General features: G+C 72.7%; 22 protein-coding genes and 1 other RNA gene. 16 read left to right on the top strand and 7 right to left on the bottom strand.

Annotation, left to right across the window (positions count from 1 at the left end; all coding sequences use genetic code 11):
• Positions 1 to 107: 107 nt before the first annotated feature.
• The gene (locus B4U46_RS13930; RefSeq protein WP_079427421.1) at positions 108 to 1,382 is read left to right on the top strand and encodes a serine/threonine-protein kinase; all 1,275 of its coding nucleotides are present in this window, start codon (positions 108 to 110) and stop codon (positions 1,380 to 1,382) included.
• 63 nt (positions 1,383 to 1,445) lie between these two features.
• On the opposite strand, the gene B4U46_RS13925 is transcribed toward B4U46_RS13930, so the two are convergent.
• Complete coding sequence (locus B4U46_RS13925; RefSeq protein WP_079427419.1) at positions 1,446 to 2,459, bottom strand: isopenicillin N synthase family dioxygenase; 1,014 nt, start codon at positions 2,457 to 2,459, stop codon at positions 1,446 to 1,448.
• A 320-nt stretch (positions 2,460 to 2,779) separates the two neighbouring features.
• On the opposite strand from B4U46_RS13925, the gene prfB reads away from it, so the two are divergent.
• Positions 2,780 to 3,892, top strand: coding sequence for a peptide chain release factor 2 (gene prfB / locus B4U46_RS13920; RefSeq protein WP_079427417.1), 1,113 nt, complete (start codon positions 2,780 to 2,782; stop codon positions 3,890 to 3,892).
• An 84-nt stretch (positions 3,893 to 3,976) separates the two neighbouring features.
• Here prfB and B4U46_RS13915 read toward each other — a convergent pair whose 3' ends face one another.
• A complete protein-coding gene (locus tag B4U46_RS13915; protein ID WP_079427415.1) occupies positions 3,977 to 4,165 on the bottom strand; it encodes a hypothetical protein in 189 nt (62 codons plus the stop codon).
• A gap of 228 nt (positions 4,166 to 4,393) precedes the next feature.
• Here B4U46_RS13915 and ftsE point away from each other — a divergent pair, with 228 nt between their 5' ends.
• From ftsE to ssrA, 5 genes are all read left to right on the top strand, one after another.
• Positions 4,394 to 5,083, top strand: a complete 690-nt coding sequence (gene ftsE / locus B4U46_RS13910; protein ID WP_042810247.1) for a cell division ATP-binding protein FtsE — start codon at positions 4,394 to 4,396, stop codon at positions 5,081 to 5,083.
• An 18-nt stretch (positions 5,084 to 5,101) separates the two neighbouring features.
• On the top strand, positions 5,102 to 6,085 hold the full coding sequence (ftsX, locus tag B4U46_RS13905) for a permease-like cell division protein FtsX (RefSeq protein WP_079427413.1): 984 nt from the start codon (positions 5,102 to 5,104) through the stop codon (positions 6,083 to 6,085).
• Positions 6,086 to 6,152: 67 nt separating this feature from the next.
• Positions 6,153 to 7,337 carry a S41 family peptidase gene (locus B4U46_RS13900; RefSeq protein WP_079427412.1) on the top strand — a complete coding sequence of 395 codons (1,185 nt, stop codon included), beginning with the start codon at positions 6,153 to 6,155 and terminating at the stop codon, positions 7,335 to 7,337.
• A gap of 18 nt (positions 7,338 to 7,355) precedes the next feature.
• On the top strand, positions 7,356 to 7,841 hold the full coding sequence (gene smpB / locus B4U46_RS13895; protein ID WP_079427410.1) for an SsrA-binding protein SmpB: 486 nt from the start codon (positions 7,356 to 7,358) through the stop codon (positions 7,839 to 7,841).
• Between the two features lie 83 nt (positions 7,842 to 7,924).
• Positions 7,925 to 8,313: a transfer-messenger RNA gene (ssrA, locus tag B4U46_RS13890) on the top strand.
• Between the two features lie 60 nt (positions 8,314 to 8,373).
• Here the strand turns inward: ssrA and B4U46_RS13885 are convergent.
• Complete coding sequence (locus B4U46_RS13885) at positions 8,374 to 8,775, bottom strand: type II toxin-antitoxin system VapC family toxin (RefSeq protein ID WP_237293318.1); 402 nt, start codon at positions 8,773 to 8,775, stop codon at positions 8,374 to 8,376.
• A 5-nt stretch (positions 8,776 to 8,780) separates the two neighbouring features.
• A complete protein-coding gene (locus tag B4U46_RS13880; RefSeq protein ID WP_079427406.1) occupies positions 8,781 to 9,011 on the bottom strand; it encodes a FitA-like ribbon-helix-helix domain-containing protein in 231 nt (76 codons plus the stop codon).
• A gap of 122 nt (positions 9,012 to 9,133) precedes the next feature.
• On the opposite strand from B4U46_RS13880, the gene B4U46_RS13875 reads away from it, so the two are divergent.
• Entirely contained in the window at positions 9,134 to 9,682 is a 549-nt protein-coding gene (locus B4U46_RS13875) for a GNAT family N-acetyltransferase (RefSeq protein WP_079427404.1), read from the top strand.
• Between the two features lie 88 nt (positions 9,683 to 9,770).
• Here the strand turns inward: B4U46_RS13875 and B4U46_RS40175 are convergent, their stop codons facing one another.
• Positions 9,771 to 11,072, bottom strand: coding sequence for an SH3 domain-containing protein (locus tag B4U46_RS40175; RefSeq protein WP_079427402.1), 1,302 nt, complete (start codon positions 11,070 to 11,072; stop codon positions 9,771 to 9,773).
• 119 nt (positions 11,073 to 11,191) lie between these two features.
• Positions 11,192 to 12,265, bottom strand: coding sequence for an MFS transporter (locus B4U46_RS13865; protein WP_420543157.1), 1,074 nt, complete (start codon positions 12,263 to 12,265; stop codon positions 11,192 to 11,194).
• Between the two features lie 290 nt (positions 12,266 to 12,555).
• Here B4U46_RS13865 and B4U46_RS13860 point away from each other — a divergent pair, with 290 nt between their 5' ends.
• The 8 genes from B4U46_RS13860 to B4U46_RS13825 all read left to right on the top strand — a co-directional run bounded on the left by B4U46_RS13860 (position 12,556) and on the right by B4U46_RS13825 (position 22,825).
• Complete coding sequence (locus B4U46_RS13860) at positions 12,556 to 13,524, top strand: LysR family transcriptional regulator (protein ID WP_079427398.1); 969 nt, start codon at positions 12,556 to 12,558, stop codon at positions 13,522 to 13,524.
• Positions 13,525 to 13,621: 97 nt separating this feature from the next.
• Positions 13,622 to 15,097 carry a nitrate/nitrite transporter gene (locus B4U46_RS13855; protein ID WP_079427396.1) on the top strand — a complete coding sequence of 492 codons (1,476 nt, stop codon included), beginning with the start codon at positions 13,622 to 13,624 and terminating at the stop codon, positions 15,095 to 15,097.
• Between the two features lie 212 nt (positions 15,098 to 15,309).
• The gene (locus B4U46_RS13850) at positions 15,310 to 16,461 is read left to right on the top strand and encodes a uroporphyrinogen-III synthase (RefSeq protein WP_079427394.1); all 1,152 of its coding nucleotides are present in this window, start codon (positions 15,310 to 15,312) and stop codon (positions 16,459 to 16,461) included.
• A 9-nt stretch (positions 16,462 to 16,470) separates the two neighbouring features.
• The gene (locus B4U46_RS13845) at positions 16,471 to 17,019 is read left to right on the top strand and encodes a GNAT family N-acetyltransferase (protein WP_079427392.1); all 549 of its coding nucleotides are present in this window, start codon (positions 16,471 to 16,473) and stop codon (positions 17,017 to 17,019) included.
• An 82-nt stretch (positions 17,020 to 17,101) separates the two neighbouring features.
• Positions 17,102 to 17,665, top strand: coding sequence for a CGNR zinc finger domain-containing protein (locus B4U46_RS13840; protein ID WP_079427390.1), 564 nt, complete (start codon positions 17,102 to 17,104; stop codon positions 17,663 to 17,665).
• Positions 17,666 to 18,093: 428 nt separating this feature from the next.
• Positions 18,094 to 20,406 carry a HelD family protein gene (locus B4U46_RS13835; protein WP_079427388.1) on the top strand — a complete coding sequence of 771 codons (2,313 nt, stop codon included), beginning with the start codon at positions 18,094 to 18,096 and terminating at the stop codon, positions 20,404 to 20,406.
• A 392-nt stretch (positions 20,407 to 20,798) separates the two neighbouring features.
• The gene (locus tag B4U46_RS13830) at positions 20,799 to 22,235 is read left to right on the top strand and encodes an NAD-dependent malic enzyme (protein WP_079427386.1); all 1,437 of its coding nucleotides are present in this window, start codon (positions 20,799 to 20,801) and stop codon (positions 22,233 to 22,235) included.
• A 308-nt stretch (positions 22,236 to 22,543) separates the two neighbouring features.
• A complete protein-coding gene (locus B4U46_RS13825) occupies positions 22,544 to 22,825 on the top strand; it encodes an HU family DNA-binding protein (RefSeq protein ID WP_007264399.1) in 282 nt (93 codons plus the stop codon).
• 176 nt (positions 22,826 to 23,001) lie between these two features.
• On the opposite strand, the gene murA is transcribed toward B4U46_RS13825, so the two are convergent.
• Complete coding sequence (murA, locus tag B4U46_RS13820; RefSeq protein WP_079427384.1) at positions 23,002 to 24,339, bottom strand: UDP-N-acetylglucosamine 1-carboxyvinyltransferase; 1,338 nt, start codon at positions 24,337 to 24,339, stop codon at positions 23,002 to 23,004.
• Positions 24,340 to 24,535: the final 196 nt, after the last annotated feature.

The raw sequence follows: 24,535 nt of genomic DNA, 5'->3' as shown, positions 1-24,535 counted from the left end.
GGGCGTGATTTCGCCCGCAGAAGTGAAGGTCACCGCGATCCGGAGCGCCGGGCCCCCCTTCGGCCGCGTAGCTTTGGGGCGTTACGCCAGCCGCTGAGGGAGCAGTCGTGGCACGGAAGATCGGCAGCCGGTACACAGCGCACCAGATCCTGGGGCGAGGCAGCGCGGGCACGGTGTGGCTGGGCGAGGGGCCGGACGGGCCCGTCGCGGTCAAGCTGCTGCGCGAGGACCTCGCCTGCGACCAGGAACTGGTCGGACGCTTCGTCCAGGAGCGCAGCGCCCTGCTCGGCCTGGAGCACCCGCACATCGTCTCCGTCCGCGACCTGGTCGTGGACGGCGACGACCTCGCCCTCGTCATGGACCTCGTCCGCGGCACGGACCTGCGCACGCGCCTCGACCGCGAGCGTCGGCTGGCCCCCGAGGCGGCCGTGGCCATCGTCGCGGACGTCGCGGACGCGCTCGCCGCCGCGCACGCGGCGGGCGTCGTCCACCGGGACGTGAAGCCGGAGAACGTCCTGCTCGACATGCAGGGCCCCCTCGGTCCCGGCGGCGCGCACCCCGCGCTGCTGACCGACTTCGGCGTGGCCAAGCTCATCGACCACCCGCGCCGGGCCCCCGTGCCGGCCGGGGTGCGGGCGGCGGCGCAGGCGACGCGGATCATCGGGACGCCGGACTACCTGGCCCCGGAGATAGTGGAGGGCCTGCCCCCGCGGGCGGCCGTCGACATATACGCCCTCGCCACGGTGCTCTACGAGCTGCTGGCCGGGTTCACCCCCTTCGGCGGGGGCCACCCGGGCGCGGTGCTGCGCCGGCACGTCACCGAGACCGTGGTGCCGCTGCCGGGGATCCCCGAGGAGCTGTGGCAGCTGATCGTCCAGTGCCTGGCCAAGGCCCCGGCGTCGCGGCTGCGGGCCTCGGAGCTGTCGGTACGGCTGCGGGAGCTGCTGCCGCTGCTGGCGGGGATGCCGCCGCTGGACGTGGACGAGCCGGACGACGCGGAGCCGGCCGAGCCGGAGGCGGCGAGCGCGTCGGAGGAGTCGGCGGCGGCGGATCCGGTGCGGCGGCGGGGGGTGGTGCCGCTGGTCCCGGGGTCCGCGACGGATTCCAACCGCGACACCCACACCTCCATGCGGGTGCCGACGCCCGACGAGCTCGCGGGCGGGGCGCTGGGCACCGCGCGCGTCCCGCGGCCGGCCGGCGGGCACCGGCCGGGCACCCCCCGGCACCGGGCGGAGGCGGTGCGCAAGCGGCGGCTGGTCCTCTCGGCCTCGGCGGTGGCGCTGGCCGCGGCGGTCGGGGTGGGCAGCTGGCTGGCCGCCTCCGGCGACGAGTCCGCCCCGCCGCCGCGCGACACGAAGCACTCGTCGCCGTCCCGGCCGTAGCCGTCGGGCGCGGGGCGGGGAGGCGGCTCCGCGCAGCGGCCCCCCGGCCCCGCCCCCGGACGGTTACGCGGCCAGCGACGGGTGCCAGCGCCGTGCCACCGCCGGGTGCGCCCGGACCCAGCCCTTCAGCTCGTTGCGCCCGTACTCCGCGTGCAGCGGGTTCGACGCGTCGTGCGCGACCCCCGGCGCGGCCCGCAGGTACTCCCCGGGCACGGTGTCGATCACCGCGTCCAGCCTCGGGTTGTAGAAGAACGGCACCGAGAACCGCTCCACCGCCCCCGGCGGGCTGACCACCCGGTGGTCGGTGGCCACCAGGTACCCCTCCGTGGCGATCTCCAGCAGCTCTCCCAGGTTCACCACGAACGCCCCCGGCAGCGGCGGGATGTCCACGAAGCCGCCGTCCCGGACGACCTGCAGCCCGCCCACCCCGTCCTGCAGCAGCAGCGTCAGGAAGCCGTAGTCCTTGTGCGCGCCGACCCCCTGGTCCGCACCCGAGGGGGCCGACCCGGGGTAGCGGATCAGCTTCGTGTGCAGGTGCGGCCGGTCCGCGAAGGCCGCGTCGAAGAAGTCCGGGGGCGCCCCGATCGCCGCCAGCAGCTCCCGCAGCAGCCGGTGCGCCACCACCGCCAGCCGCGCCTGCCAGCCCAGCACCGCCTCCCGCAGCTCCGGCAGCGCCTCGGGCCACTGGTTCGGGCCCTCCAGCCACAGGTACTCCGGGTCACCCGGCCCCACCTGCGGCGCCGGCCGCTCCGCGCCCACGTCCAGCTGGTCCCGCCAGTCCGAGGCCCCGCCCGTCAGCTCGTGCCCGATGCGGGTGTAGCCGCGGAAGTGCGGGGAGTTCAGATTGCTCACGGCCAGCCGGTCGGCCTCCGGGAGCGCGAAGAAGGCCCGGGTCAGCTCCAGGATGCGGGCGGTCTCGGCCTCCGTTATCCCGTGCCCGGTCAGGTACAGGAAGCCGGTGTCGCGGGCGGCGGCGTGCAGCTGCTTGAGGAAGTCGTCCCGCTCGGCGGGGTCGTCGGCCCGGGAGAGGTCGATCACAGCGAGGGAAGGGGAGGAGGAGGGGTGCGCGGACGGCATGACGGCTCCGTTTCGGATGTCACGGGGTCCTGTGCCCCAGAGATGGCGGGGCGGCGGGCAGCGTGGAGCGGACCGGCCGGCAGGGATGGCGCCGGGCGGACCTGACCGCGTACAGGACCGAAGTCGGATCGGGGTTGATCAGGCTTGTGCGAGGTCCGGCGGCAGACAGCTCGTGGTGGTGACACGCATGTGGTCCACATGGCGGCGCTTCACGAGTAGAACGGTCATACGGTGAGCGTACGCCCGTACCCGCCCTGCTCCGAAGCCGTTGATCCGGCCTGGCCGGAGATGGCCGTCCGCGGACCGGCTACGCTGGACCCGTGGCAGTCGTCGATGTTTCCGAAGAGCTGAAGTCCCTCTCCTCGACCATGGGGTCGATCGAGGCCGTCCTGGACCTCGACAAGCTGAGGGCAGAAATCGCCGTGCTCGAGGAGCAGGCCGCCGCGCCGTCCCTGTGGGACGACCCGGACGCCGCCCAGAAGATCACGAGCAAGCTTTCGCACCTCCAGGCGGAGGTCCGCAAGACCGAGACCCTCCGCGGCCGCATCGACGACCTCGCGGTGCTGTTCGACCTCGCCCAGGAGATGGACGACGCGGACACCCTCGCCGAGGCGGAGGCCGAGCTGGTGTCCGTCCGCAAGGCCCTGGACGAGATGGAGGTCCGCACCCTGCTCTCCGGCGAGTACGCCGAGCGCGAGGCGCTGGTCAACATCCGTGCCGAGGCCGGCGGCGTCGACGCCTCCGACTTCGCCGAGCGCCTCCAGCGCATGTACCTGCGCTGGGCCGAGCGCCACGGCTACCCCACCGAGATCTACGAGACCTCGTACGCGGAAGAGGCCGGCATCAAGTCGACCACCTTCGTGGTCAAGGCCCCGTACGCCTACGGCACGCTCTCCGTCGAGCAGGGCACCCACCGCCTGGTGCGCATCTCGCCCTTCGACAACCAGGGCCGCCGCCAGACCTCCTTCGCAGGCGTCGAGGTGCTGCCCGTCGTCGAGACCAGCGACCACGTCGAGATCGACGAGACCGAGCTGCGCGTCGACGTCTACCGCGCGTCCGGCCCCGGCGGCCAGGGCGTCAACACCACCGACTCGGCCGTGCGCATCACGCACCTCCCGACCGGCATCGTGGTCTCCTGCCAGAACGAGCGCTCCCAGATCCAGAACAAGGCCAGCGCGATGAACGTGCTCCAGGCCAAGCTGCTGGAGCGCCGCCGCCAGGAGGAGCAGGCCAAGATGGACGCCCTCAAGGACGGCGGCAGCTCCTGGGGCAACCAGATGCGCTCCTACGTCCTGCACCCGTACCAGATGGTCAAGGACCTGCGGACGGAGTTCGAGGTCGGCAACCCGCAGGCGGTCCTCGACGGCGACATCGACGGCTTCCTGGAAGCCGGCATCCGCTGGCGCAAGCAGCAGGAGCAGCAGAGCGCGTAAGCGCCGCACACCGTGAGGAAGGGCCCGGACACCGTGGGTGTCCGGGCCCTTCTCCCTTGGCCTGTGATCGGAACGCGGCGCGGCCTACGCGGCCCGGGCCACCAGTGCCAGCGCGGCCACCAGCACCACCATGAGCGCGATGAGCGCCATCGGATTCAGCCCTGCGAAGGGGCCCTCCTGCTGGAGGCGCTCCCGGTTCGCCCGGCACACCGGGCAGCGGCCCTGGCTGACGGGTGCGGCGCAGTTCGCGCACACGAGCCGGTCATATGTCATGCGCTCCTCCTCTCGTCCCCTTATGACGCTTAACGGCAAGGGGACCGAGTCCGTTCCCCTTACCACTGTGCCAGCTCCGCCGGCATTCGGCGCGGCCCGTCCGGGCAAGAGCGATCGGGCTCGCCCGGGAGCTTGGGATAAATCGGGCAACTCCGGATGCCGGGTCCCCACCCAGCGCCCGTTCGCGTATGGTCACGCACACCTACTCCCGGCGACCGTGGTGCACCCGTGATCCGATTCGACAACGTCTCCAAGTCCTACCCGAAGCAAACCCGGCCCGCACTCAGAGATGTCTCCCTCGACATCGCCAAGGGCGAGTTCGTCTTCCTGGTCGGCTCCTCCGGCTCCGGCAAGTCCACCTTCCTACGGCTGGTCCTGCGCGAGGAACGGGCGAGCCACGGGCAGGTGCACGTCCTGGGAAAGGACCTCGCGAAGCTCTCCAACTGGAAGGTCCCGCACATGCGGCGCCAGCTGGGGACCGTCTTCCAGGACTTCCGGCTCCTGCCCAACAAGACGGTGGCCGAGAACGTCGCCTTCGCCCAGGAGGTCATCGGCAAACCCCGCGGTGAGATCCGCAAGGCCGTCCCGCAGGTCCTGGAACTGGTCGGCCTCGGCGGCAAGGAGGGCCGGATGCCGGGCGAGCTGTCCGGCGGCGAGCAGCAGCGCGTGGCCATCGCCCGCGCCTTCGTCAACCGCCCCGCCCTGCTGATCGCCGACGAGCCGACGGGCAACCTCGACCCGCAGACCTCCGTCGGGATCATGAAGCTGCTGGACCGGATCAACCGGACCGGCACCACCGTCATCATGGCCACGCACGACCAGCAGATCGTGGACCAGATGCGCAAGCGCGTCATCGAACTCGAACAGGGCCGACTCGTGCGCGACCAGTCGCGCGGCGTCTACGGCTACCAGCACTGAAAGGTCCCTCAAGACGCCATGCGCGCCCAGTTCGTCATGTCGGAGATCGGCGTAGGCCTCCGCCGCAATCTCACCATGACCTTCGCGGTCATCATCTCCGTGGCCCTGTCGCTGGCCCTCTTCGGGGGCTCCCTGCTCATGCGGGACCAGGTCAGCGCCATGAAGGGGTACTGGTACGACAAGGTCAACGTCACCGTCTACCTCTGCACCAAGAACGACGCCGTCGACGCCGCCGACAGCACCCCGGCCGCCGCCGGCGCCCCGGGCACCCCGGCCGCGCCCGCCGCCGGCAACGGCAAGCCCTGCTCCAAGGGGGCGGTCACGCCCGAGCAGAAGCAGGGCATCGAGCGCGAGCTCAAGAAGATGGACCTCGTCCAGACCGTCATGTACGAGTCCTCGGACGAGGCCTACAAGCACTACAAGGAGCGCTTCGGGCACACCGCACTGGCCTCCGTCGTCACCCCCGACCAGATGCCCGACTCCTTCCGGGTCAAGCTGAAGAACCCGGAGAAGTACGAGGTCATCACCTCGGCCTTCGCCGGCCGCGACGGGGTGCAGTCGGTGGCCGACCAGTCCACCGAGCTCGACAACCTCTTCGCCCTGCTGGGCACCCTCAACTGGGCCGCCCTCGGCATCATGCTGATCATGCTGATCGTGGCGCTGCTGCTGATCGTCAACACGGTGCGCGTCTCGGCGTTCAGCCGTCGGCGGGAGACCGGCATCATGCGGCTGGTGGGCGCCTCCGGCTTCTACATCCAGGTGCCGTTCATCATGGAGGCGGCCGTGGCCGGCCTCATCGGCGCGGGCTTCGCCTGCGGCATGCTGGGCGCCGTCCAGTACTTCGTGATCGACCACGGCATCGCGCTCCGCGACAAGCTCCAGCTGATCAACTTCATCGGCTGGGACGCGGTCTTCACCAAGCTCCCCCTGGTCCTGGTCATCGGCCTGCTGATGCCCTCCCTGGCGGCGTTCGTCGCGTTGCGCAAGTACCTGAAGGTATGACAAGCGTCCCCTGTCGTCTGCGGTCAACCCCGCTTGCGGCAGCGGCGCTTGTCCTAGACTCGGCCGCATGCCGGGTCTGCCCGCTCTCTGTCTCCGGCCCCGTGACCTGCGTCGCGGGGCCGTTCTGACGTTGCTCTTCGCCGTGTCCGTGGGCACCGCGGCCGCCACCGGGCCCTGGGGCTGCGCGGAGGTGGACGACGCTCCCCCCGCCGCCCTCGCGGGCACCGCGGGGGCGGGCGCCGCCCCCCCCGCCGGGACGGCCGACCGGGAGGCCGTCGCGCGGGCCGCCGCCGAGGCCGTCGCCGAAGGGAAGTCCGGCAAGAAGGCCGCCCAGGAGGTCGTCAGCCGCAGCGGGGACCGCTGGGGCGCCGTCTACGACCAGGGCGAGTACGCCGCCTTCGCCGAGGACCTCGACGGCCGCTGGACCGGCGTCGGGCTCTGGACCGGGCGCCGCGGCGACGGCCGCATCGAGGTCGACCGGGTCCAGCCCGACAGCCCCGCCGCCCGGGCCGGGCTGCGCGCCGGCGACCGGTTGCTGAGCGTCGACGGCCGCGAGGTCACCGGTCTGCCCGTCGCCGACGTGGTCGCCCTGCTGCGCGGCCAGGCCGGCACCCCGGTGGTCCTCGGCCTCAGCCGGGAGGGCGCCGCCCTCACCGAGACCGTCCGCCGGGCCGAGCTGCACGCCGACCCGGTGACCGTACGCCGCCTCGCGGGCGGCATCACCGTGATCAAGGTGGCCTCCTTCACCCGGGGTTCGGGCGAGCGCGTCAAGGAGGCCGTACGGGAGGCCCCGCCCGGCGGCGGGGTGATGCTGGACCTGCGCGGCAACCCGGGCGGGCTGGTCACCGAGGCGGTCACGGCGGCCTCCGCGTTCCTCGACGGCGGGCTCGTGGCGACGTACGACGTACGGGGCTCCGAGCGCGCCCTGTACGCCGCCCCCGGCGGGGACACCGGCCGCCCCCTGGTGGCCCTCGTGGACGGCGGCACGATGAGCGCCGCCGAGCTCGTCACCGGCGCCCTCCAGGACCGCGGCCGCGCGGTGACGGTCGGCACCCGCACCTTCGGCAAGGGCTCCGTGCAGATGCCGACCCCGCTGCCGGGCGGGGCGGTGGCGGAGCTGACGGTCGGCACGTACCGCACCCCGGCGGGCCGCAGCCTCGACGGGGGCGGCATCACCCCGGACCTCGCCGCCGGCGACGGGGCCGAGGAGCGGGCGCGGACGGTATTGGGTGGCCTCGGGTCGGGGTCATAGTGCGAAAATGACCGCACTATGGCTAAGGAAAAAGGGCGCAAGCTGATCGCCCAGAACAAGAAGGCGCGGCACGACTACGCGATCATCGACACCTACGAGTGCGGCATCGTGCTCACGGGCACCGAGGTCAAGTCCCTGCGCCAGGGCCGTGCCTCGCTGGTGGACGGCTTCGTGTCGGTGGAGAGCGGCGAGGTGTGGATGTACAACGTCCACGTGCCGGAGTACAGCCAGGGCACCTGGACCAACCACAGCGCCCGCCGCAAGCGCAAGCTCCTCATGCACCGCGAGGAGATCGACAAGCTGGAGCGCAAGGCGGACGAGTCGGGCCACACGGTCGTGCCGCTGTCCCTGTACTTCAAGGACGGCCGCGCGAAGGTGGAGATCGCGCTGGCGAAGGGCAAGAAGGAGTACGACAAGCGCCAGACCCTCCGCGAGAAGCAGGACACGCGCGAGACCCAGCGGACGATCTCGGCGATCCGGCGCAAGCAGCGGGGCACGGTTTAATCTCCTGGCACGCGGTGGTCCACTTCGCGTACCATGGCGTCAGCACCACCCCCAGGGGGCGGCGCACCTTGAGAAAAAAACATGGGGATGATCGGTTTCGACAGCGGATGTCGATGCAGGGGAAGCGAGCCGAGGAAGCGGCAATGATCTCGCTAACCACATGTCGCAAAAAATAATCGCCAACTCCAAGAGCGATAACTCCCGCTTCACCCTCGCTGCCTAATAACAGTGAGCTGAAGCCTCTGTGAGGAGCGTCAGCCCGGAAGTGGTCCCGGTCCGGATCCTGGCGTCAACTAGGGATCTAAACCTCTAGCCCCGGTCACGGGGGGTAGAGGGAAACCAAACAGTGACTGAGCCCGTCGGAGACTTGTCCGTGTGATCTCCGGGGCCGAGAAAAGCGCAGCGGACTGCGCTCGGAGAAGCCCTGCTTCTGCACCGTTGGACGCGGGTTCGATTCCCGCCATCTCCACTCATCCCATGTGGGCGAAGGCCCCCCGACCTGCGAAAATCTCGCGAGGTTGGGGGGCCTTCGTCATGCGCCGTTGGCGGCGATGACCTCGATCCCGCAACGCGGCTTCTGAACGCCTCGTTTGATGCGCACGTCGGCCGTCAGCAGGGGGACGCCCAGGGCCTCGGCGAGGGCGACGTACGTCGCGTCGTAGGCGGAGAGGTTGGCATACAGCTTTCGGATCCGGGGGAGCAGCAGGCCCGTCTCGTGCCGCTGTACGCGCAGCCCCTGGTAGGTCTTGAAGTGCTCGTCGAGGCTCGTGGGGTCGATCTTGGTGCCGCGTGCCATGCCCAGGAGGGCGGACGCGACCTCGGTGTCCAGGAGGTAGGGAGCGGCGAGGGTGTCCTCCTCGCTGATGCGCCGGCGGGTGGCGGCGCCAAGCGGGCCCCTGTCCGTGAGGAACAGGACCAGGGCGGAGGAGTCCACGACGATCAACGGCCCGCCCTGCCTGCGTCGACGGCGTCGAGGACGTCCTGGATGTCGATGTCCTCCGTGGCGTAGCGCTCGGCGCGGGCGGCCATTTCGGCGAGCGTGGGCTGGGTGGCGTCTTTGGTCACGAGGCTGAGCAGGTAGCTCTGGAGGGACTGTCCGGCCTCGGCGGCTCGGACCTTTATGCGGCGCGCGATGTCATCGGGGACTTCCCGGATCGTGAATGCGGTCATGACTGCATTTTATCGTCAATGCAGTCACTTTGCAGTCGCCCCTCATGCCGGGGCGCACTCCTCGCCCCCGGTCGGCTACTAATCGGTACCGGCCCGGCGCCTTACTCCTTTAGGGTGGCGCGATGTTCGAAGGAAACCTGGTCAGACTGCGGGCGCTGCGCGCCGAAGATGCCGGACACCACCTGCGGTGGCGCAACGACCCGGAGGTGGTGCGGCTGGCCGCGGCCGGGGACCCCCTCTTCGGGCCGGTCACGGCGGAGGCGGTCAGGGCCGCGTTCGAGGGGAAGCTGCGGCTGGTGCCGAGGGAGGCGGCCGTGCTCACGGTCGAGGACCTGGCGAGCGGCAGGGTCATCGGCATGGTCGACTACCGCGACCTCGACCCCTACGCCGGAGTGGCCACCCTGGGGATCACCATCGGCGAGCGGGAGTTCTGGGGCCGCGGCCATGGCAGTGAGGCCGTGCGGCTTCTCGTGGACCACCTCTTCGGCGCGTACGGGCTGCACCGGCTGGAGCTGGACACCTGGAGCGGCAACGAGCGTGCCGTACGGGCCTTTTCGAAGCTCGGCTTCCGCGAGGAGGGGCGCCTGCGGGCGGCCGTGCTGGTGCAGGGGGAGCGCTACGACCGGGTGCTGTTCGGGATGCTGCGCGAGGAGTGGTCCCGGTCCGTCTGAGCGGGACCGGGGGAACGGGCGAAGGCCCCGCGGCCTGTCGGCTGCGGGGCCTTCGTCGTGCGTACGGTGCCGCGCCCGGCGGGGCGGGCTACGAGCAGTACGGGACCTTGTTGAGGTTCAGGGCGTAGCGGGCGGCGATCCAGCCGCGGCCGTCGGCGAGCTTGTACCAGATCGCGTTGTCGTCGACCTGCTCGCCGTTGACCTTGCACTGGAGGGCCACGACCGTGTTGGCCGCGAGCTTGCCGGTCTTGCCGTAGCCCGTGCCGGGGCCGGAGCGGATGCCGAGGCCCTGGCCGGAGCTGACGACGCGGGCCTTCGGGCCACCCTTGCCGTGGTCGCCCTTGTCGCCCTTGCCGTGGTGGTCACCCTTGCCGTGGTGGTCACCCTTGCCGTTGTGGTCACCCTTGTCGTGGTGGTCCTTGCCGCCGTGGTGGCTGTTGCACTTGCAGTCGCCGGGCTTGCCCTTGTCGCCCTTCGGGCCCTGCTCGCCCGGGTAGCCCTTGGGCCCGCGCGGGCCTTCGGGGCCCTGGGGGCCGGCGGGGCCGCGGTCGCCCTGGGGGCCGGTGTCGCCGGGGTAGCCCTTGGGGCCGCGCGGGCCTTCGGGGCCCTGCGGGCCGGCGGGGCCGCGCTCACCGGTGTCGCCCTTGTCGCCCTTGTCGCCCTTGGGACCCTGCGGGCCGCCCGCCGGGCCCGTGTCGCCCTTGGGGCCCTGCGGGCCGGTGTCGCCGCGGTCGCCCTTGGGGCCCCGGTCGCCCGTGTCGCCGCGGTCGCCCTTCGGGCCCCGGTCGCCGGTGTCTCCCTTGTCGCCCTTGGGGCCCGGGCGGCCGGGCCTGCCGTGGTGGCCCGGCTTGCCGTCGTGGCCGTCGTGGCCGTGCTCCCCGGGCGGGCCGTCGTCGCCCTTCGGGCCGCGTACCGGGGTGGCCACGGCGAACAGCGCGGGCGCGTCCTTGCCGTCGGACCACTCGCCGCCGTCCAGCGTGGTGCCCTCGGGGGCGTTCGCGTCCACCTTGAGGGAAACCGCCAGCCGCGTCTGGGCGTTGGCCGGGAAGGCGAAACCGGCGCGGGTCCCGGCGTTGCAGGTGAGCAGGCGCGCGTCCTTCGAGCGGCTGCACGAGCCGCCCGCCCGCTGCCCGTTCCAGTAGAACCGGGCCTCCGGGAACGTGGTCCGCTCCGGTGCGGTGATGCGGAAGGTGCTGCTGTGCGCAGGGTCCGCCCCGTTCAGGGCCGCGATGACGACGCGGCCCGTCTTCCCGGGGGCGATGGAGGGGACGTAGGGCTGGGAGAAACGGACGTGCGAGGAGTCCGCCAGGGCGGGAACGGCGGGCATCAGACAGGACGCCGTGACGGCCGCGACGATCAGGGCCGAGGAGACGGAGCGCGAAGCAGACAAGGGGAGTTCCTCCGCTAAGGGAAGGGTTTGGGGGAAAGCCTCCCCAGTTATGGCGGATTGCGGCCCGGAAGGGTGCGACCCACGCGGTGGCGTCACCCGGCAGCCGGATGAAATCCCGATCAACGACCGGGTCGTGGAGTCGCCGATCCGATAAGCAGAGCGGTCACGGCGGCGGCCGCCGGCAGCACGTACGCCGTCCCCGTCCCGAGGTGGTCGACGGCCAGGCCCGCCGTCGCGGAGCCGGCCGCGATACCGGCGAGGATCGCGGTGACGGCCAGCGTCATGCCCTCGTTGACGCGGCCCTCGGGGGTACGGGACTGGACCAGGCCCATGGCGGTGACCATCACCGGCGCCGTGGCCATCCCGGCCAGCAGCAGGGCCGGGGCGAGCGCCACGACGGAGCCCGTGGCGGCCGCCGCCCAGGGCAGGGCCATCGCCCCGGCCAGCCAGGACAGGCAGGTCCGCAGGCTCCGCGGGCGCCGCGCCCCGTACAGCAGCCCGGCCACGCAGGAGCCCGCCGCCTGGAGCGCGAGGACCGGGCCGGAGCCGCCGCCCAGGCCCAGGGCGGCGAGATGGGCGACCGAGGTGACCTCCATCGAGCCGAAGACCAGGCCGGTGGCGAGGAACAGGCCGAGGAGGGGCAGCAGGGCGCGCAGCGGGGACCGGCCCCGTCCGGCCCCCGGTGCTCCGCCGGCCGGGGGCTCGGTGGCACGGTGCGCCGTGAACACCAGCATGCCGGTCAGCAGCAGCACCGCCCCGGTGAGGGTGCCGGCCTCCGGGAAGACGGCGGTGCACAGGAAGGCGGCGAGGACCGGGCCGAGCATGAAGCACAGCTCGTCGGCGGCCTGTTCGAAGGACATCGCGGTGTGGTGCGCGGAGCGGGGCAGCAGGTGCGTCCAGCGGGCCCGGGACATGCCGCCGATGTTGGGGGTGGTGGCGGTGGCCACGTAGGAGGCGAACAGGGTCCAGGCCGGGGCCTGCGCACGGACGCACAGGACCAGGGAGAGCGAGCCGAGGACCGCGATCACGGTGGCCGGCACGGCGATCCGGGCCTGCCCGTACCGGTCGACGAGGCGGGCCGTCCACGGAGCGACGAGGGCGGTGGCGGCCATCCCGGTCGCGGTGACCGCCCCGGCGAGGGCGTACGAGCCGCGCTGCCCGGCGATCATCATGACCGCGCTGATCCCGAACATGCCCATGGGCAGCCGGGCGAGCAGGTTCCCGGCGGTGAACCCGCGCGCCCCGGGGACGGAGAAGAGGCGGGCGTAGGGGGAGAGGAAGCCGGTCCGGGAGCGGTGGCGGACAGGGGTAGGGGCGGAGGTGGGGGAGGGGCAGGGGCGGGGGTGGCCAGGACCAGGGTGGTGCCCGTCACCGCCATGAGCGGGGGTTCTTGCGGCATGCCATGATCCTGCGGCCCGGCCCCGGCGGAGGTCCAACACCTCTTCCGGGGCCATTCACGCCCTACCGTTGTTAATCTTTCCGGGTGACCTCCCCCGACGTGGACCCCCGGCTGCTGCGCGGCTTCCTCGCCGTCGCCGAGGAACTGCACTTCACCCGCGCCGCCGCCCGCCTCTACGTGGCCCAGCAGGCCCTCAGCCGCGACGTCCGCCGCCTCGAACAGGCCCTGGGAGCCACCCTGTTCACCCGCACCACCCGGGCCGTCGAGCTCACCGCCGACGGCGAACGCCTGCTGCCCCACGCCCGCGAGGTGCTCCGCGCCCACGACGAACTCGCCGCCGCCTTCGCCGGACCGCCCCCCGCCCTCCTCGTCGACCTCAACACCGACGGCCCCACCACCGGCCGCCGCGTCCTGGACCGGGCCCGTGAACTCGCCCCCGGCCACGAGCTGATGGCCCGCTTCGAGAGCGGCCTCACCCACGCCGCCGCCGAGATCGCCGCCGGCCGGCTCGACGTCTCCTTCGGCTACGTCGCCGGCCTCGACCCCGCCCTGCGGGCCCGGCTCGCCCACCGCCCCGTGCGCTACGAACCCCTCGCCGTCCTGCTGCCCGAGGAACACCCGCTGGCCGCGAGGGAATCCGTACCGCTCGCCGCCCTCGCCGGGGAGACCGTCTACGCCGGCGCCGGCAACCCCCGCACCCTGGAGTGGACCGGACTGGCCCGCGAGCTGTTCGCCGGACGCGGCATCGCACTGGCACCGCCCGCACCGGTGGCCATCGGCAAGGAGGAGTTCGGCCGGGTGATGGCCAAGACCCGCAATCCCGTCCTGGTCACCGTCGGCTTCCTCGACATGCCCGGCTGCGTCAAACGGCCCCTCGTGGACCCCGTACCGCTCTCCCCGCTCTCCCTGGTCTGGCGCGCGGGCCTGCGCCACCCCGGCCTGGACGCCCTCACCCGCGCCGCCGAAGAGCTCCAGGCCGCCCACCGCTGGCTGGAACTGCCGCCGGACCACTGGCTCCCCGCAGCGCTCACACCCGGCCCGCACGGAGGGTGAGAGCAAGGTTTCCCCCCGGTCATCCGGCGGGGACCGGGGCCGAAACGCGCCGTTCCTAGCGTCGTCACCACGGACGCGAGAGCTGTGGAGGCGTGAGATGACCGCTACGAGGACGACCCCACCGCACGAAGGGGCCACCGGCGGGAAGGACGGCCGGGACGACCGGGACGGCCGGGACGGGCGAGTCAGCCAAGGCGGCCCGGGCCGCCCGGGGGGCCGCCGAGGGGGCCGCTGGATCGAGCACTGGGACCCCGAGGACGAAACCTTCTGGCGGGAGACCGGAGAGAAGACCGCCCGCCGCAACCTCCTCTACTCCGTCTTCTCCGAGCACATCGGCTTCTCCATCTGGTCCCTGTGGTCCGTGATGGTGCTCTTCATGGGCCCCGGCTACGGCATCGACCCCGCCGGGAAGTTCTTCCTCATCGCCACCGCCACCACCGTCGGCGCCCTCGTCCGCATCCCCTACACCTTCGCCGTCGCCCGCTTCGGCGGCCGCAACTGGACCGTCGTCAGCGCCCTGCTCCTGCTCGCGCCGACCGTGGCCGCCCTGGTCGTCATGGACCCCGGCACCCCGTACGGGACCTTCCTCGCCGTCGCCGCGCTGACCGGCGTGGGCGGCGGCAACTTCGCCTCCTCCATGACCAACATCAACGCCTTCTTCCCGCTCCGCAAGAAGGGCTGGGCCCTCGGCCTCAACGCCGGCGGCGGCAACATCGGCGTCCCGGTCGTCCAGCTCGCCGCGCTGCTCGTCATCGCCACCGCCGGCGCCGGACACCCCCGGCTGCTCCTCGCCGCCTACCTCCCGCTGATCGTCGCCGCCGCCGGGCTGGCCCTCGTGCGCATGGACAACCTGGCCCCGGTACGGGGCGACGCGGGCGCCGTACGGCAAGCCGTCCGGGAGCCGCACACCTGGATCATGGCCCTGCTGTACGTCGGCTGCTTCGGCTCCTTCATCGGCTACGGCTTCGCCTTCGGACTCGTCCTGCAGACCCAGTTCGGCCGCACCCCGCTCCAGGCCGCTTCCTTCACCTTCGTCGGCCCGCTGCTCGGCTCGCTCGTCCGGCCCGTGGGCGGGGCGCTCGCCGACCGGTACGGCGGGGCGCGGATCACCCTCGCCTCCTTCGTGGCGATGGCCGCGGCGACCGGGGTGGTCGTGCTGGCCTCCGTACGGGAATCCCTGCCGGTGTTCCTGACCGGCTTCACCGCCCTGTTCGCGCTCAGCGGGCTGGGCAACGGCTCCACGTACAAGATGATCCCCGGGATCTTCCAGGCCCAGGCCCTCGCCCGCGGGCTGCGCGGCGAAGAGGCCGCCGCCCACGGCCGGCGGCTGTCCGGGGCCGCCATGGGCCTGATCGGCGCGGTCGGCGCGCTCGGCGGCCTCGGCATCAACCTGGCCTTCCGCGAGGCCTTCACGGCCTCCGGGACGGGCACCGCCGCCTTCGTCTCCTTCCTCGGCTTCTACGCCGTGTGCTGCGCCGTCACCTGGGCCGTATACCTCCGCCGGCCCACGGCCCCGCCCGCCGGCCCCCAGGCGGCGGACAGCGGGGCGCAGGCGCAGCTCAGCCCGGTGTGAGGGGTGCCGGGGGCGTCGGGGCCGGTTAACGGCACGGAAATACGGAGGAACCGAGCCCGACACGACGCCTTGGCAGGCTCGGACATCGCCGCCGCGCAGCCTCCGGCCGACAGCGCCGTCGGCCCGGCCGGCGGCGGCGCGGCCTCCGGCTTCGGCTCCGGCTTCGGCTTCGGCTTCGGCAACAGACGTACTGGGCAAGGCAGGTCACCACCATGGACGACGCTACCCACGGCCCCCTCTCGGGGTTCACCGTAGGAGTCACCGCCGCGCGGCGCGCGGACGAGCTGATCGCCCTGCTGCGCCGGCGCGGCGCGGCGGTCGTACACGCGCCCGCGCTGCGGATCGTGCCGCTCGCCGACGACGGCGAACTGATGGCCGCCACCAAGGAACTCCTCGACACCCCGCCGGACGCCGTCGTCGCCACCACCGCCATCGGCTTCCGCGGCTGGATCGAGGCCGCCGACGGCTGGGGCATCGGCGAACGGCTCCTGGAACGGCTGGGCGCCACCGAACTGCTGGCCCGCGGGCCGAAGGTCAAGGGAGCCGTACGGGCCGCCGGGCTGGTCGAGGCCTGGTCCCCGCAGTCCGAGTCCCTGGCCGAGGTACTGGACCGGCTGCTGGCCGGCCCGGTCGCCGGACGGCGCATCGCGCTCCAGCTGCACGGGGAGCCGCTGCCCGGGTTCGTGGAGGCACTGCGCGACGCCGGAGCCGAGGTGGTGCCCGTGCCCGTGTACCGGTGGATGCCCCCCGAGGACCTCGCACCGCTGGACCGGCTGCTGGACGCGGTGGCCGTCGGGACCGTGGACGCCCTCACCTTCACCTCCGCCCCCGCCGCCGCCTCCCTGCTGTCCCGGGCCCGGGAACGGGGGCTGCGCGAGGCGGTGCTGGAGGCGCTGCGCGGGCCGGTGCTCGCGGCGTGCGTGGGGCCCGTGACCGCGCTGCCGCTCCAGGGCGAGGGGGTGGCGACCGTCCAGCCGGAGCGGTTCCGCCTCGGACCGCTGGTGCAGCTGCTCTGCCAGGAACTCCCCGGCCGGGCACGGGTCCTGCCCGTCGCCGGACACCGGCTGGAGATCCGGGGGCACGCGGCGGTGGTCGACGGCGGGCTGCGCCCCGTGCCGCCGGCCGGGATGGCCCTGCTGACGGCACTGGCCCGGCGGCCCGGCTGGGTGGTGTCGCGGGCCGACCTGCTGGGCACGCTGCCGGGGGCGGGGCGCGACGAGCACGCCGTCGAGACGGCGATGGCCCGGCTGCGGGCCGCCCTGGGGGTGCCGAACCTGATCCAGACGGTGGTCAAGCGCGGCTACCGGCTCTCCCTGGACCCCGGTGACGGCGAGGTCTGGAGCGGGGCCGGGGCAGTCCGCTAGCGTGCCCGCATGATCATCAACGGGGTGGAAATGAGGGGCCTGGCCGTCGAGGACGCCGCCGGGCTGGCCGACGTACTGACACGCAACCGGGCGTACATGGCGCCCTACGAGCCCCGGCGGCCCGAGGCGTTCTACACCGAGGCCGGACAGCGGGACCGCATCGAGGGCATGCTCGAGGAGCGGGACGCGGGGCGGCTGGTCCCGTACGTGTTCGCGGAGACGGCGACCGGTGCGGTCGTCGGGGCGATGAACCTCGGCAGCATCGCCCTCGGGCCGCTGTGCAGCGGCGGCGTCGGCTACTGGGTCGACCGGGCCTGGCACGGCAAGGGCCTGGCCACCGCCGGCCTGGAGGAGGTCGTCCGCACGGCCCGCGACGAGCTCGGGCTGCACCGGATCGAGGCCGGGACCCTCGTCGACAACACCGCCTCCATGCGGGTCCTGGCCAAGGTCGGCTTCACCGAGTTCGGACTCGCCCCCCGCTACCTCCACATCAACGGCGCCTGGCGCGACCACCGGCTCTTCCAGCGCCTCTTGCACGACGACCCGCCGCCCGCGTAGCCCGCGCGGGGGCTTCCGCTTCGTGGTCGGCGACGGCACTCTGGGGAGGCGTCCGACGGCGACGACCGAGGCGGTGAGGGGCATGTGGTTCGACTCCGGGCGGGTCTGTCTGGACCTGCTGGCCACCCGGACCCCCCAGGGGGCCGAGGCCATCCACGACGGCGACGAGCTGCACCTGTGGCTGGTCGGAGCCGGGCTGGTCCCCGACCGGACCCCGCTCGGCCGGCTCGGGCCCGACTGGGTGGAGGCCTTCCGCCGCCTGCGCCGCGACGTCGACCGCCTCGTCCGCGCCGAACTGGCAGGCACCGCCCCGGAGGAGGACGCCCTGGCCCGCGTCAACGCCGCCGCGGCGGGCCCGCCGCCGGGGGTGTGCGCGGTCCGGGACGGGGAGGGACACCTGGTGCGGGAGCTGTGCGGCGGCGTCGAATGCGCGGGCCTGCTGGCCACGGTGGCCCGGGACGCGGTGGAACTCCTCACCGACCCCGGCGACCTGTCCCTCCTGCGCGCCTGCGGCGGCGACGGCTGCGCCCGCCTCTACCTGGACACCTCCCGCGGCCACCGCCGCCGCTGGTGCAGCAGCGAGGTCTGCGGCAACCGCGAACGGGTGGCCCGCCACCGTCGGCGGGTCCGGGGGGCGGTGGGGTAGGGGGGGTGCTTTACGTCGGCACGGGGGCCGGGACTTCATCCCCCGCGAGGGGCCGGTGGCGGGCCGGTGGCTGCCCACCCGCCGCCCGGGGTCTCCGGCCGGGACGGCGCCTGCCCAGTGCGGCGGCCCCCCGGCGGCCGCCCCACCCACCGGCCCGCACCCAGGGCGGCGGCCCGCACCGGGAGCCGCGCCGCCTGCGGCGTCGTCGGCGGTCCGCCGCACTGTGCAGGTGCCGCCGCGCCCCCGGCCCCGGGCGGCGGGTGGGCAGCCACCGGCCCGGTGTCACCCCTCGCGGGGGTGAAGGTCCCGCCCGCCCGTGTCCTCGTACGAAAGGACGCCCGCGTCCCGCCGCGCGGACCGGGCGTGCGGAGTGGGGGCTGGTTCGCGTACGGTTGACGGTCGCCCATGCACGTAAGAAGGGGGCCTTCGTGGCCGCGCAGAATGCCGCTGTCGACAGCACGGCGGATTCCGTCCGCGATCGGGAGATCGCGGTCGAGCAGACGCATCTCGACCGGGTGTACCGACGCCTTGAGGAGAAGATCCACGAGGCCGAGTTCCTCATGAACGACGCCGCCAAGCGCGGCCAGGTCGGTACGCCCGGCGCGCTCGCCGAGCGGGACGCGCAGGTCTTCCGCGCCGGGATCCACCTCAACCGCCTCAACAACGAGTTCGAGGACTTCCTCTTCGGACGGATCGACCTCGTGCTGGGCAAGGACGGCGAGCGCGGCCCCGACGGGGCCTACACCTCGGTCGAGCCCGCCGACGACGCGATCCGGTCCGACCTCACGGCCGACATCGCCGAGACCCTGCACATCGGCCGCATCGGCGTGCTCGACACCGACTACGCGCCGCTCGTCATCGACTGGCGGGCCCCCGCGGCCGCGCCGTTCTACCGTTCGACCCCCAAGGACCCCGGCCGGGTGATCCGCCGCCGGGTGATCCGGTCCAAGGGCCGCAAGGTGCTCGGCGTCGAGGACGACCTGATGCGTCCCGAGATCACCGCCAGCCTCGACGGCCGGGAGCTGCCCGCCATCGGTGACGGTGCGCTGATGGCCGCCCTCGGCCGGGCCCGTACGCACACCATGCGGGACATCGTCTCGTCCATCCAGGCCGAGCAGGACCTGGTCATCCGTGCCCCCGCCGCCTCCGTCGCGGAGGTCGCGGGCGGTCCGGGCACCGGCAAGACCGCCGTGGCCCTGCACCGGGCCGCGTACCTCCTCTACCAGGACCGCCGCCGCTATTCGGGCGGCATCCTGATCGTCTCGCCGACCCCGCTGCTCGTCGCCTACACCGAGGGCGTGCTGCCCTCGCTCGGCGAGGAGGGCCAGGTCGCGATCCGGGCGCTGGGCTCCCTGGTCGACGGGGCCGAGGCGACCACGTACGACGACCCCGCCGTGGCCCGGATCAAGGGCTCCTCCCGCATGCTCAAGGTGCTCCGCAAGGCGGTGCGCGGCGCGCTGGAGCTGGGCGACGCCCCGGAGCGGCTGCGCGTGGTGGCCTTCGGCCGCCGCGTGGAGCTGGAGGCCCCGGAGCTGAACCGGATCCGGCAGAACGTGCTCGGCGGCACCGCCCCCGTCAACCTGCTGCGTCCGCGCGCCCGCAAGCTCCTCCTGGACGCCCTGTACGCGAAGACCGGCGCGAACGGCCGGCACAGCGACCCGGAGCTGGCCGCCGAGCTGCGCAGCGCCTTCGACGAGGACGTCTCCACCGAGGACGACTTCCTCGGCTTCCTCAACGCCTGGTGGCCGGAGCTGACCCCGCGCCGGGTGCTGGCCGCGATGGCCGACGAGCGCCGCCTGGGCCGCTGGTCGCGCCGGGACCTGAACCCGCGCGAGACCCGCCAGCTGGCGCGTTCGCTGCGCCGGGTCGGCGCGGACGGCTCGGGGCCGCTCTCGGTGCACGACGTGGCGCTGCTCGACGAGCTCCAGCAGCTGCTCGGCGCGCCCGCGCGGCCGAAGCGCAAGCGGGAGCTGGACCCGTTGGAGCAGCTCAGCGGGCTGGAGGAGCTGATGCCGACCCGGGAGGAGACCAGCTGGGAGCGGGCGGAGCGGCTCGCGGCGGAGCGGACCGAGTACGCGCACGTGATCGTGGACGAGGCGCAGGACCTGACGCCGATGCAGTGGCGGATGGTGGGCCGGCGGGGCCGTACGGGCACCTGGACGGTGGTCGGCGACCCGGCGCAGTCCTCCTGGACGGACCCGGACGAGGCGGCCGCGGCCCGTGACGAGGCGCTGGGGTCCCGGCCGCGCAGGCGGTTCACGCTGACCGTGAACTACCGCAACCCGGCCGAGGTCGCCGAGGTGGCGGCGCGGGTGCTGGAGCTGGCCATGCCGGGGATGGAGCCGCCGACGGCGGTGCGTTCGACGGGCCTGGAGCCCCGCTTCACCGCCGCCGGAGAGGATCTGGGGGCGGCGGTGCGGGAGGAGACGCGGCGACTGCTGGGCGAGGTGGACGGCACGGTCGGCGTGGTCGTGGCGATGGACCGGCGTGCGGAGGCGGCGGGCTGGCTCGCGGACCTGGGCGAGCGGGCGGTGGCGCTGGGCAGCCTGGAGGCGAAGGGCCTGGAGTACGACGCCACGGTGGTGGTCTCCCCGGCGGAGATCGCGGAGGAGTCCCCGGCGGGCCTGCGGGTGCTGTACGTGGCGCTGACGCGTGCGACGCAGCAGCTGACGGTGGTCTCGGCGGAGGCCGACCGGCCGGACGGGTCCGGGGTGCCGGAGCTGCTGCGGCCAGGCGCGTGACGGCGGTGTCCGACTCGCGGGAGGGGGACCGCTTCCGGCGATCCTTTGTTAGCCTGGTTACGACACCGGCTCGATCCAAGCCCCCGGGCCCAACCTTCGTCGCTTAGAGCGACCACTTGCCGCGAGGCGAGCATGGCGGGTCGGTGTCGTAGGCATCCCGTCCGTCCTGGACGGAAACAGGTCCGCGCCCTCCACCAGTGGGGGCGCGGACCTGTTTTGTGTGTACCACCCATTCCACCACCCCGAGTTATCTCGTATGGTGGAAGAGTTCTTCCGAAATTTGTAGCTGGTTACCTTGTACCGGCTGGTAGGTGGGACGATCGGACAACAGGTCCCGCCCGCGCGGGACCCTGTGTGTACAGAAGAACCAGGGACAGAAGAGGAACACGGCCATGGCAACGGCGCCCAGCGTCTCGTATTCGATGACGGTCCGCCTGGAAGTGCCCGCGAGCGGAACCGCGGTCTCCCAGCTCACCACCGCCGTGGAGTCTTCCGGAGGCTCGGTCACGGGCCTCGACGTGACCGCGTCCGGCCACGAGAAGCTCCGTATCGACGTCACCATCGCCGCCACCTCCACCGCCCACGCCGACGAGATCGTCGAGAAGCTGCGCGGCATCGAGGGCGTCAGCCTCGGGAAGGTCTCCGACCGCACCTTCCTGATGCACCTCGGCGGCAAGATCGAGATGTCGTCCAAGCACCCCATCCGCAACCGTGACGACCTGTCGATGATCTACACCCCGGGCGTCGCCCGCGTGTGCATGGCCATCGCCGAGAACCCCGAGGACGCGCGCCGCCTGACCATCAAGCGCAACTCCGTCGCAGTCGTGACCGACGGCTCCGCCGTCCTGGGCCTCGGCAACATCGGCCCGATGGCCGCGCTGCCCGTCATGGAGGGCAAGGCGGCCCTCTTCAAGCGCTTCGCCGGCATCGACGCCTGGCCGATCTGCCTCGACACGCAGGACGCCGACGAGATCGTCGCCATCGTCAAGGCCATCGCCCCCGGCTTCGCGGGCATCAACCTGGAGGACATCTCCGCGCCCCGCTGCTTCGAGATCGAGGCCCGGCTGCGCGAGGCCCTCGACATCCCCGTCTTCCACGACGACCAGCACGGCACCGCCATCGTCGTCCTTGCCGCCCTCACCAACGCACTGCGCGTCGTGGGCAAGGAAGTTGAGGACGTCAAGGTCGTCATGTCGGGCGCCGGCGCCGCCGGTACGGCCATCCTCAAGCTGCTCCTCGCCGCCGGCGTGAAGAACGCCGTCAGCGCCGACATCCACGGCGTCGTGCACGCCGGCCGCCCCGACCTGGTCGACGCCGCGCCGGACTCCCCGCTGCGCTGGATCGCCGACAACACCAACCCCGAGGGCTACACCGGCACCCTCAAGGAGGCCGTGGTCGGCGCCGACGTCTTCATCGGCGTCTCCGCCCCCAACGTGCTCTCCGGCGACGACGTCGCCGCCATGGCCGAGGGCGCCATCGTGTTCGCGCTCGCGAACCCGGACCCGGAGGTGGACCCGGCCGTCGCGCGCCAGACCGCCGCCGTCGTGGCCACCGGCCGCTCCGACTTCCCGAACCAGATCAACAACGTGCTGGTCTTCCCGGGCGTCTTCCGCGGCCTCCTGGACGCCCAGTCCCGGACCGTGAACACCGACATGATGCTCGCCGCCGCCACCGCCCTCGCCGACGTCGTCGGCCGCGACGAGCTGAACGCGAACTACATCATCCCGTCCGTCTTCAACGACAAGGTCGCGGGCGCCGTCGCCGGCGCCGTCCGCAAGGCCGCGCAGGCCGGTGCCGAGAAGGCCGCTGTGACGGGGCCCACGGTCTGATCCCGGCGCGTCGCGGGATGCGGGCCCGCCGGGGCGCCTCTAGGGTTGCGGGGATGCCCGCGCGGCGCGCGGCCCGCATCGGCATCGGAGCCTCGGGTGCGACGGAGCGTCACTGCGGCGTGACTGTGGCGCTTTTCGTGTGACCCTGGCGGGTGCCGGATTGGCTTTCCCGCCGCTGGTGGGGGCAGGATGCGTAACCGGGCGAGAGGGTCTGACGTTCAGACCCGGGTCCGGGGACTGTCCTAGGGCCCTGGCAGCATCGGCTTCGATCTCACGCCTCTAAGGCAAGTTGAACACGGGAGTACAACATGAACCGCAGTGAGCTGGTGGCCGCTCTGTCCGAGCGCGCCGAGGTGACCCGCAAGGACGCCGACGCCGTTCTGGCCGCGCTCGCCGAGACCGTCGGCGAGATCGTCGCCAAGGGCGACGAGAAGGTCACCATCCCCGGCTTCCTGACCTTCGAGCGCACCCACCGTGCCGCTCGCACCGCGCGCAACCCGCAGACCGGCGACCCCATCCAGATCCCGGCCGGCTACAGCGTGAAGGTCTCCGCGGGCTCCAAGCTCAAGGAAGCCGCCAAGGGCAAGTAGTACCGCCCTTGTGCCGAGGGCCGCAGAGGCCCCCGGGACGGCAGTGGTACGTAGAACGGCCGAGGGCGGCCACCCCCGCGGGGGTGGCCGCCCTCAGGCCTTTCCCGGGCCTTCCAGGCCCTCCCAGGGGCCTCGTGGGCCCTGGGAGGGGGAAGTTCCGGACGTCGGAGCGACCGTCAGACCAGGTCGCCGTTCGGCAGTTCGACCTTCGCGCCCAGCTCGACGAGCTTCTCCATGAAGTTCTCGTAGCCGCGGTTGATCAGGTCGATGCCGTGGACGCGCGAGGTGCCCTCGGCCGCCAGCGCCGCGATCAGGTACGAGAACCCGCCGCGCAGGTCGGGGATGACCAGGTCGGCGCCCTGCAGCTTCGTCGGGCCGGAGACGACCGCCGAGTGCAGGAAGTTGCGCTGGCCGAAGCGGCAGGCGCTGCCGCCCAGGCACTCGCGGTACAGCTGGATGTGAGCACCCATCTGGTTCAGCGCCGAGGTGAAGCCGAGGCGGGACTCGTAGACCGTCTCGTGGACGATCGACAGGCCCGAGGCCTGCGTCAGGGCCACGACCAGCGGCTGCTGCCAGTCGGTCTGGAAGCCGGGGTGCACGTCCGTCTCCAGCGCGATGGCGTTGAGCGGGCCGCCCGGGTGCCAGAAGCGGATGCCCTCGTCGTCGATCTCGAAAGCGCCGCCGACCTTCCGGTATGTGTTCAGGAAGGTCATCATCGAGCGCTGCTGCGCCCCGCGGACGTAGATGTTGCCGCCGGTCGCCAGGGCCGCGGAGGCCCAGGACGCGGCCTCCAGACGGTCCGGGAGCGCCTTGTGGTTGTAGCCGCCCAGGCGGTCGACACCGGTGATCCGGATGGTCCGGTCGGTGTCCATGGAGATGATCGCGCCCATCTTCTGCAGTACGCAGATGAGGTCCTCGATCTCCGGCTCGACGGCGGCGTTGCTGAGCTCGGTGACGCCCTCGGCCAGGACGGCCGTCAGCAGGACCTGCTCGGTCGAGCCGACCGACGGGTAGGGCAGGCGGATCTTGCAGCCGCGCAGGCGCTGCGGGGCCTCCAGGTACTGGCCCCCCTCGCGCTTCTCGATGGTCGCGCCGAACTGGCGCAGCACGTCGAAGTGGAAGTCGATCGGCCGGCCGCCGATGTCGCAGCCGCCCAGACCCGGGATGAAGGCGTGGCCGAGGCGGTGCAGCAGCGGGCCGCAGAAGAGGATCGGGATGCGGGAGGAGCCCGCGTGCGCGTCGATGTCGGCGACGTTCGCGCTCTCGACGTACGTGGGGTCGAGGACCAGCTCGCCCGGCTCCTCGCCGGGGCGCACGGTCACACCGTGCAGCTGGAGCAGACCGCGCACGACCCGCACGTCACGGATGTCGGGAACATTGCGCAGCCGGCTCGGCTCGCTGCCGAGCAGGGCGGCCACCATGGCCTTCGGCACGAGGTTCTTCGCACCGCGGACACGGATCTCGCCCTCGAGCGGGGTTCCGCCGTGGACAAGCAGGACATCGTTGCCGGTCATGGATCTCGCGTTCCGGAGTGGATGGGCAGGGGACCAGACGTAAGGGTAAGGGCCACCACCCCCTTGTTTGTATGGGTGACGGGGCCGTAGGACTGTCATGCAGTCGGCACACCACGTACGGTGTCCGCCAGGTAGCGGAGTGTTGCGTTCCGGCGTGTGGACCGGCGCGCGCCTGCGTCTGCAGCCGTGCGCCCTG

Origin of the sequence: Streptomyces katrae (genome assembly GCF_002028425.1) — a bacterium.
Taxonomy (GTDB): Bacteria; Actinomycetota; Actinomycetes; order Streptomycetales; family Streptomycetaceae; genus Streptomyces; species Streptomyces katrae_A.
This window is presented reverse-complemented; position numbering and strand designations above follow the sequence as displayed.

Bases quoted from the DNA above. Each gene is read 5' to 3' on its own strand.
- B4U46_RS13925 (WP_079427419.1), bottom strand. From the start codon at position 2,459: ATGCCGTCCGCGCACCCCTCCTCCTCCCCTTCCCTCGCTGTGATCGAC.
- B4U46_RS13915 (WP_079427415.1), bottom strand. From the start codon at position 4,165: ATGACATATGACCGGCTCGTGTGCGCGAACTGCGCCGCACCCGTCAGC.
- ftsX (WP_079427413.1), top strand. From the start codon at position 5,102: ATGCGCGCCCAGTTCGTCATGTCGGAGATCGGCGTAGGCCTCCGCCGC.
- B4U46_RS13900 (WP_079427412.1), top strand. From the start codon at position 6,153: ATGCCGGGTCTGCCCGCTCTCTGTCTCCGGCCCCGTGACCTGCGTCGC.
- smpB (WP_079427410.1), top strand. From the start codon at position 7,356: ATGGCTAAGGAAAAAGGGCGCAAGCTGATCGCCCAGAACAAGAAGGCG.
- B4U46_RS13880 (WP_079427406.1), bottom strand. From the start codon at position 9,011: ATGACCGCATTCACGATCCGGGAAGTCCCCGATGACATCGCGCGCCGC.
- B4U46_RS13875 (WP_079427404.1), top strand. From the start codon at position 9,134: ATGTTCGAAGGAAACCTGGTCAGACTGCGGGCGCTGCGCGCCGAAGAT.
- B4U46_RS13865 (WP_420543157.1), bottom strand. From the start codon at position 12,265: ATGTTCGGGATCAGCGCGGTCATGATGATCGCCGGGCAGCGCGGCTCG.
- B4U46_RS13855 (WP_079427396.1), top strand. From the start codon at position 13,622: ATGACCGCTACGAGGACGACCCCACCGCACGAAGGGGCCACCGGCGGG.
- B4U46_RS13850 (WP_079427394.1), top strand. From the start codon at position 15,310: ATGGACGACGCTACCCACGGCCCCCTCTCGGGGTTCACCGTAGGAGTC.
- B4U46_RS13845 (WP_079427392.1), top strand. From the start codon at position 16,471: ATGATCATCAACGGGGTGGAAATGAGGGGCCTGGCCGTCGAGGACGCC.
- B4U46_RS13840 (WP_079427390.1), top strand. From the start codon at position 17,102: ATGTGGTTCGACTCCGGGCGGGTCTGTCTGGACCTGCTGGCCACCCGG.
- B4U46_RS13830 (WP_079427386.1), top strand. From the start codon at position 20,799: ATGGCAACGGCGCCCAGCGTCTCGTATTCGATGACGGTCCGCCTGGAA.
- B4U46_RS13825 (WP_007264399.1), top strand. From the start codon at position 22,544: ATGAACCGCAGTGAGCTGGTGGCCGCTCTGTCCGAGCGCGCCGAGGTG.
- murA (WP_079427384.1), bottom strand. From the start codon at position 24,339: ATGACCGGCAACGATGTCCTGCTTGTCCACGGCGGAACCCCGCTCGAG.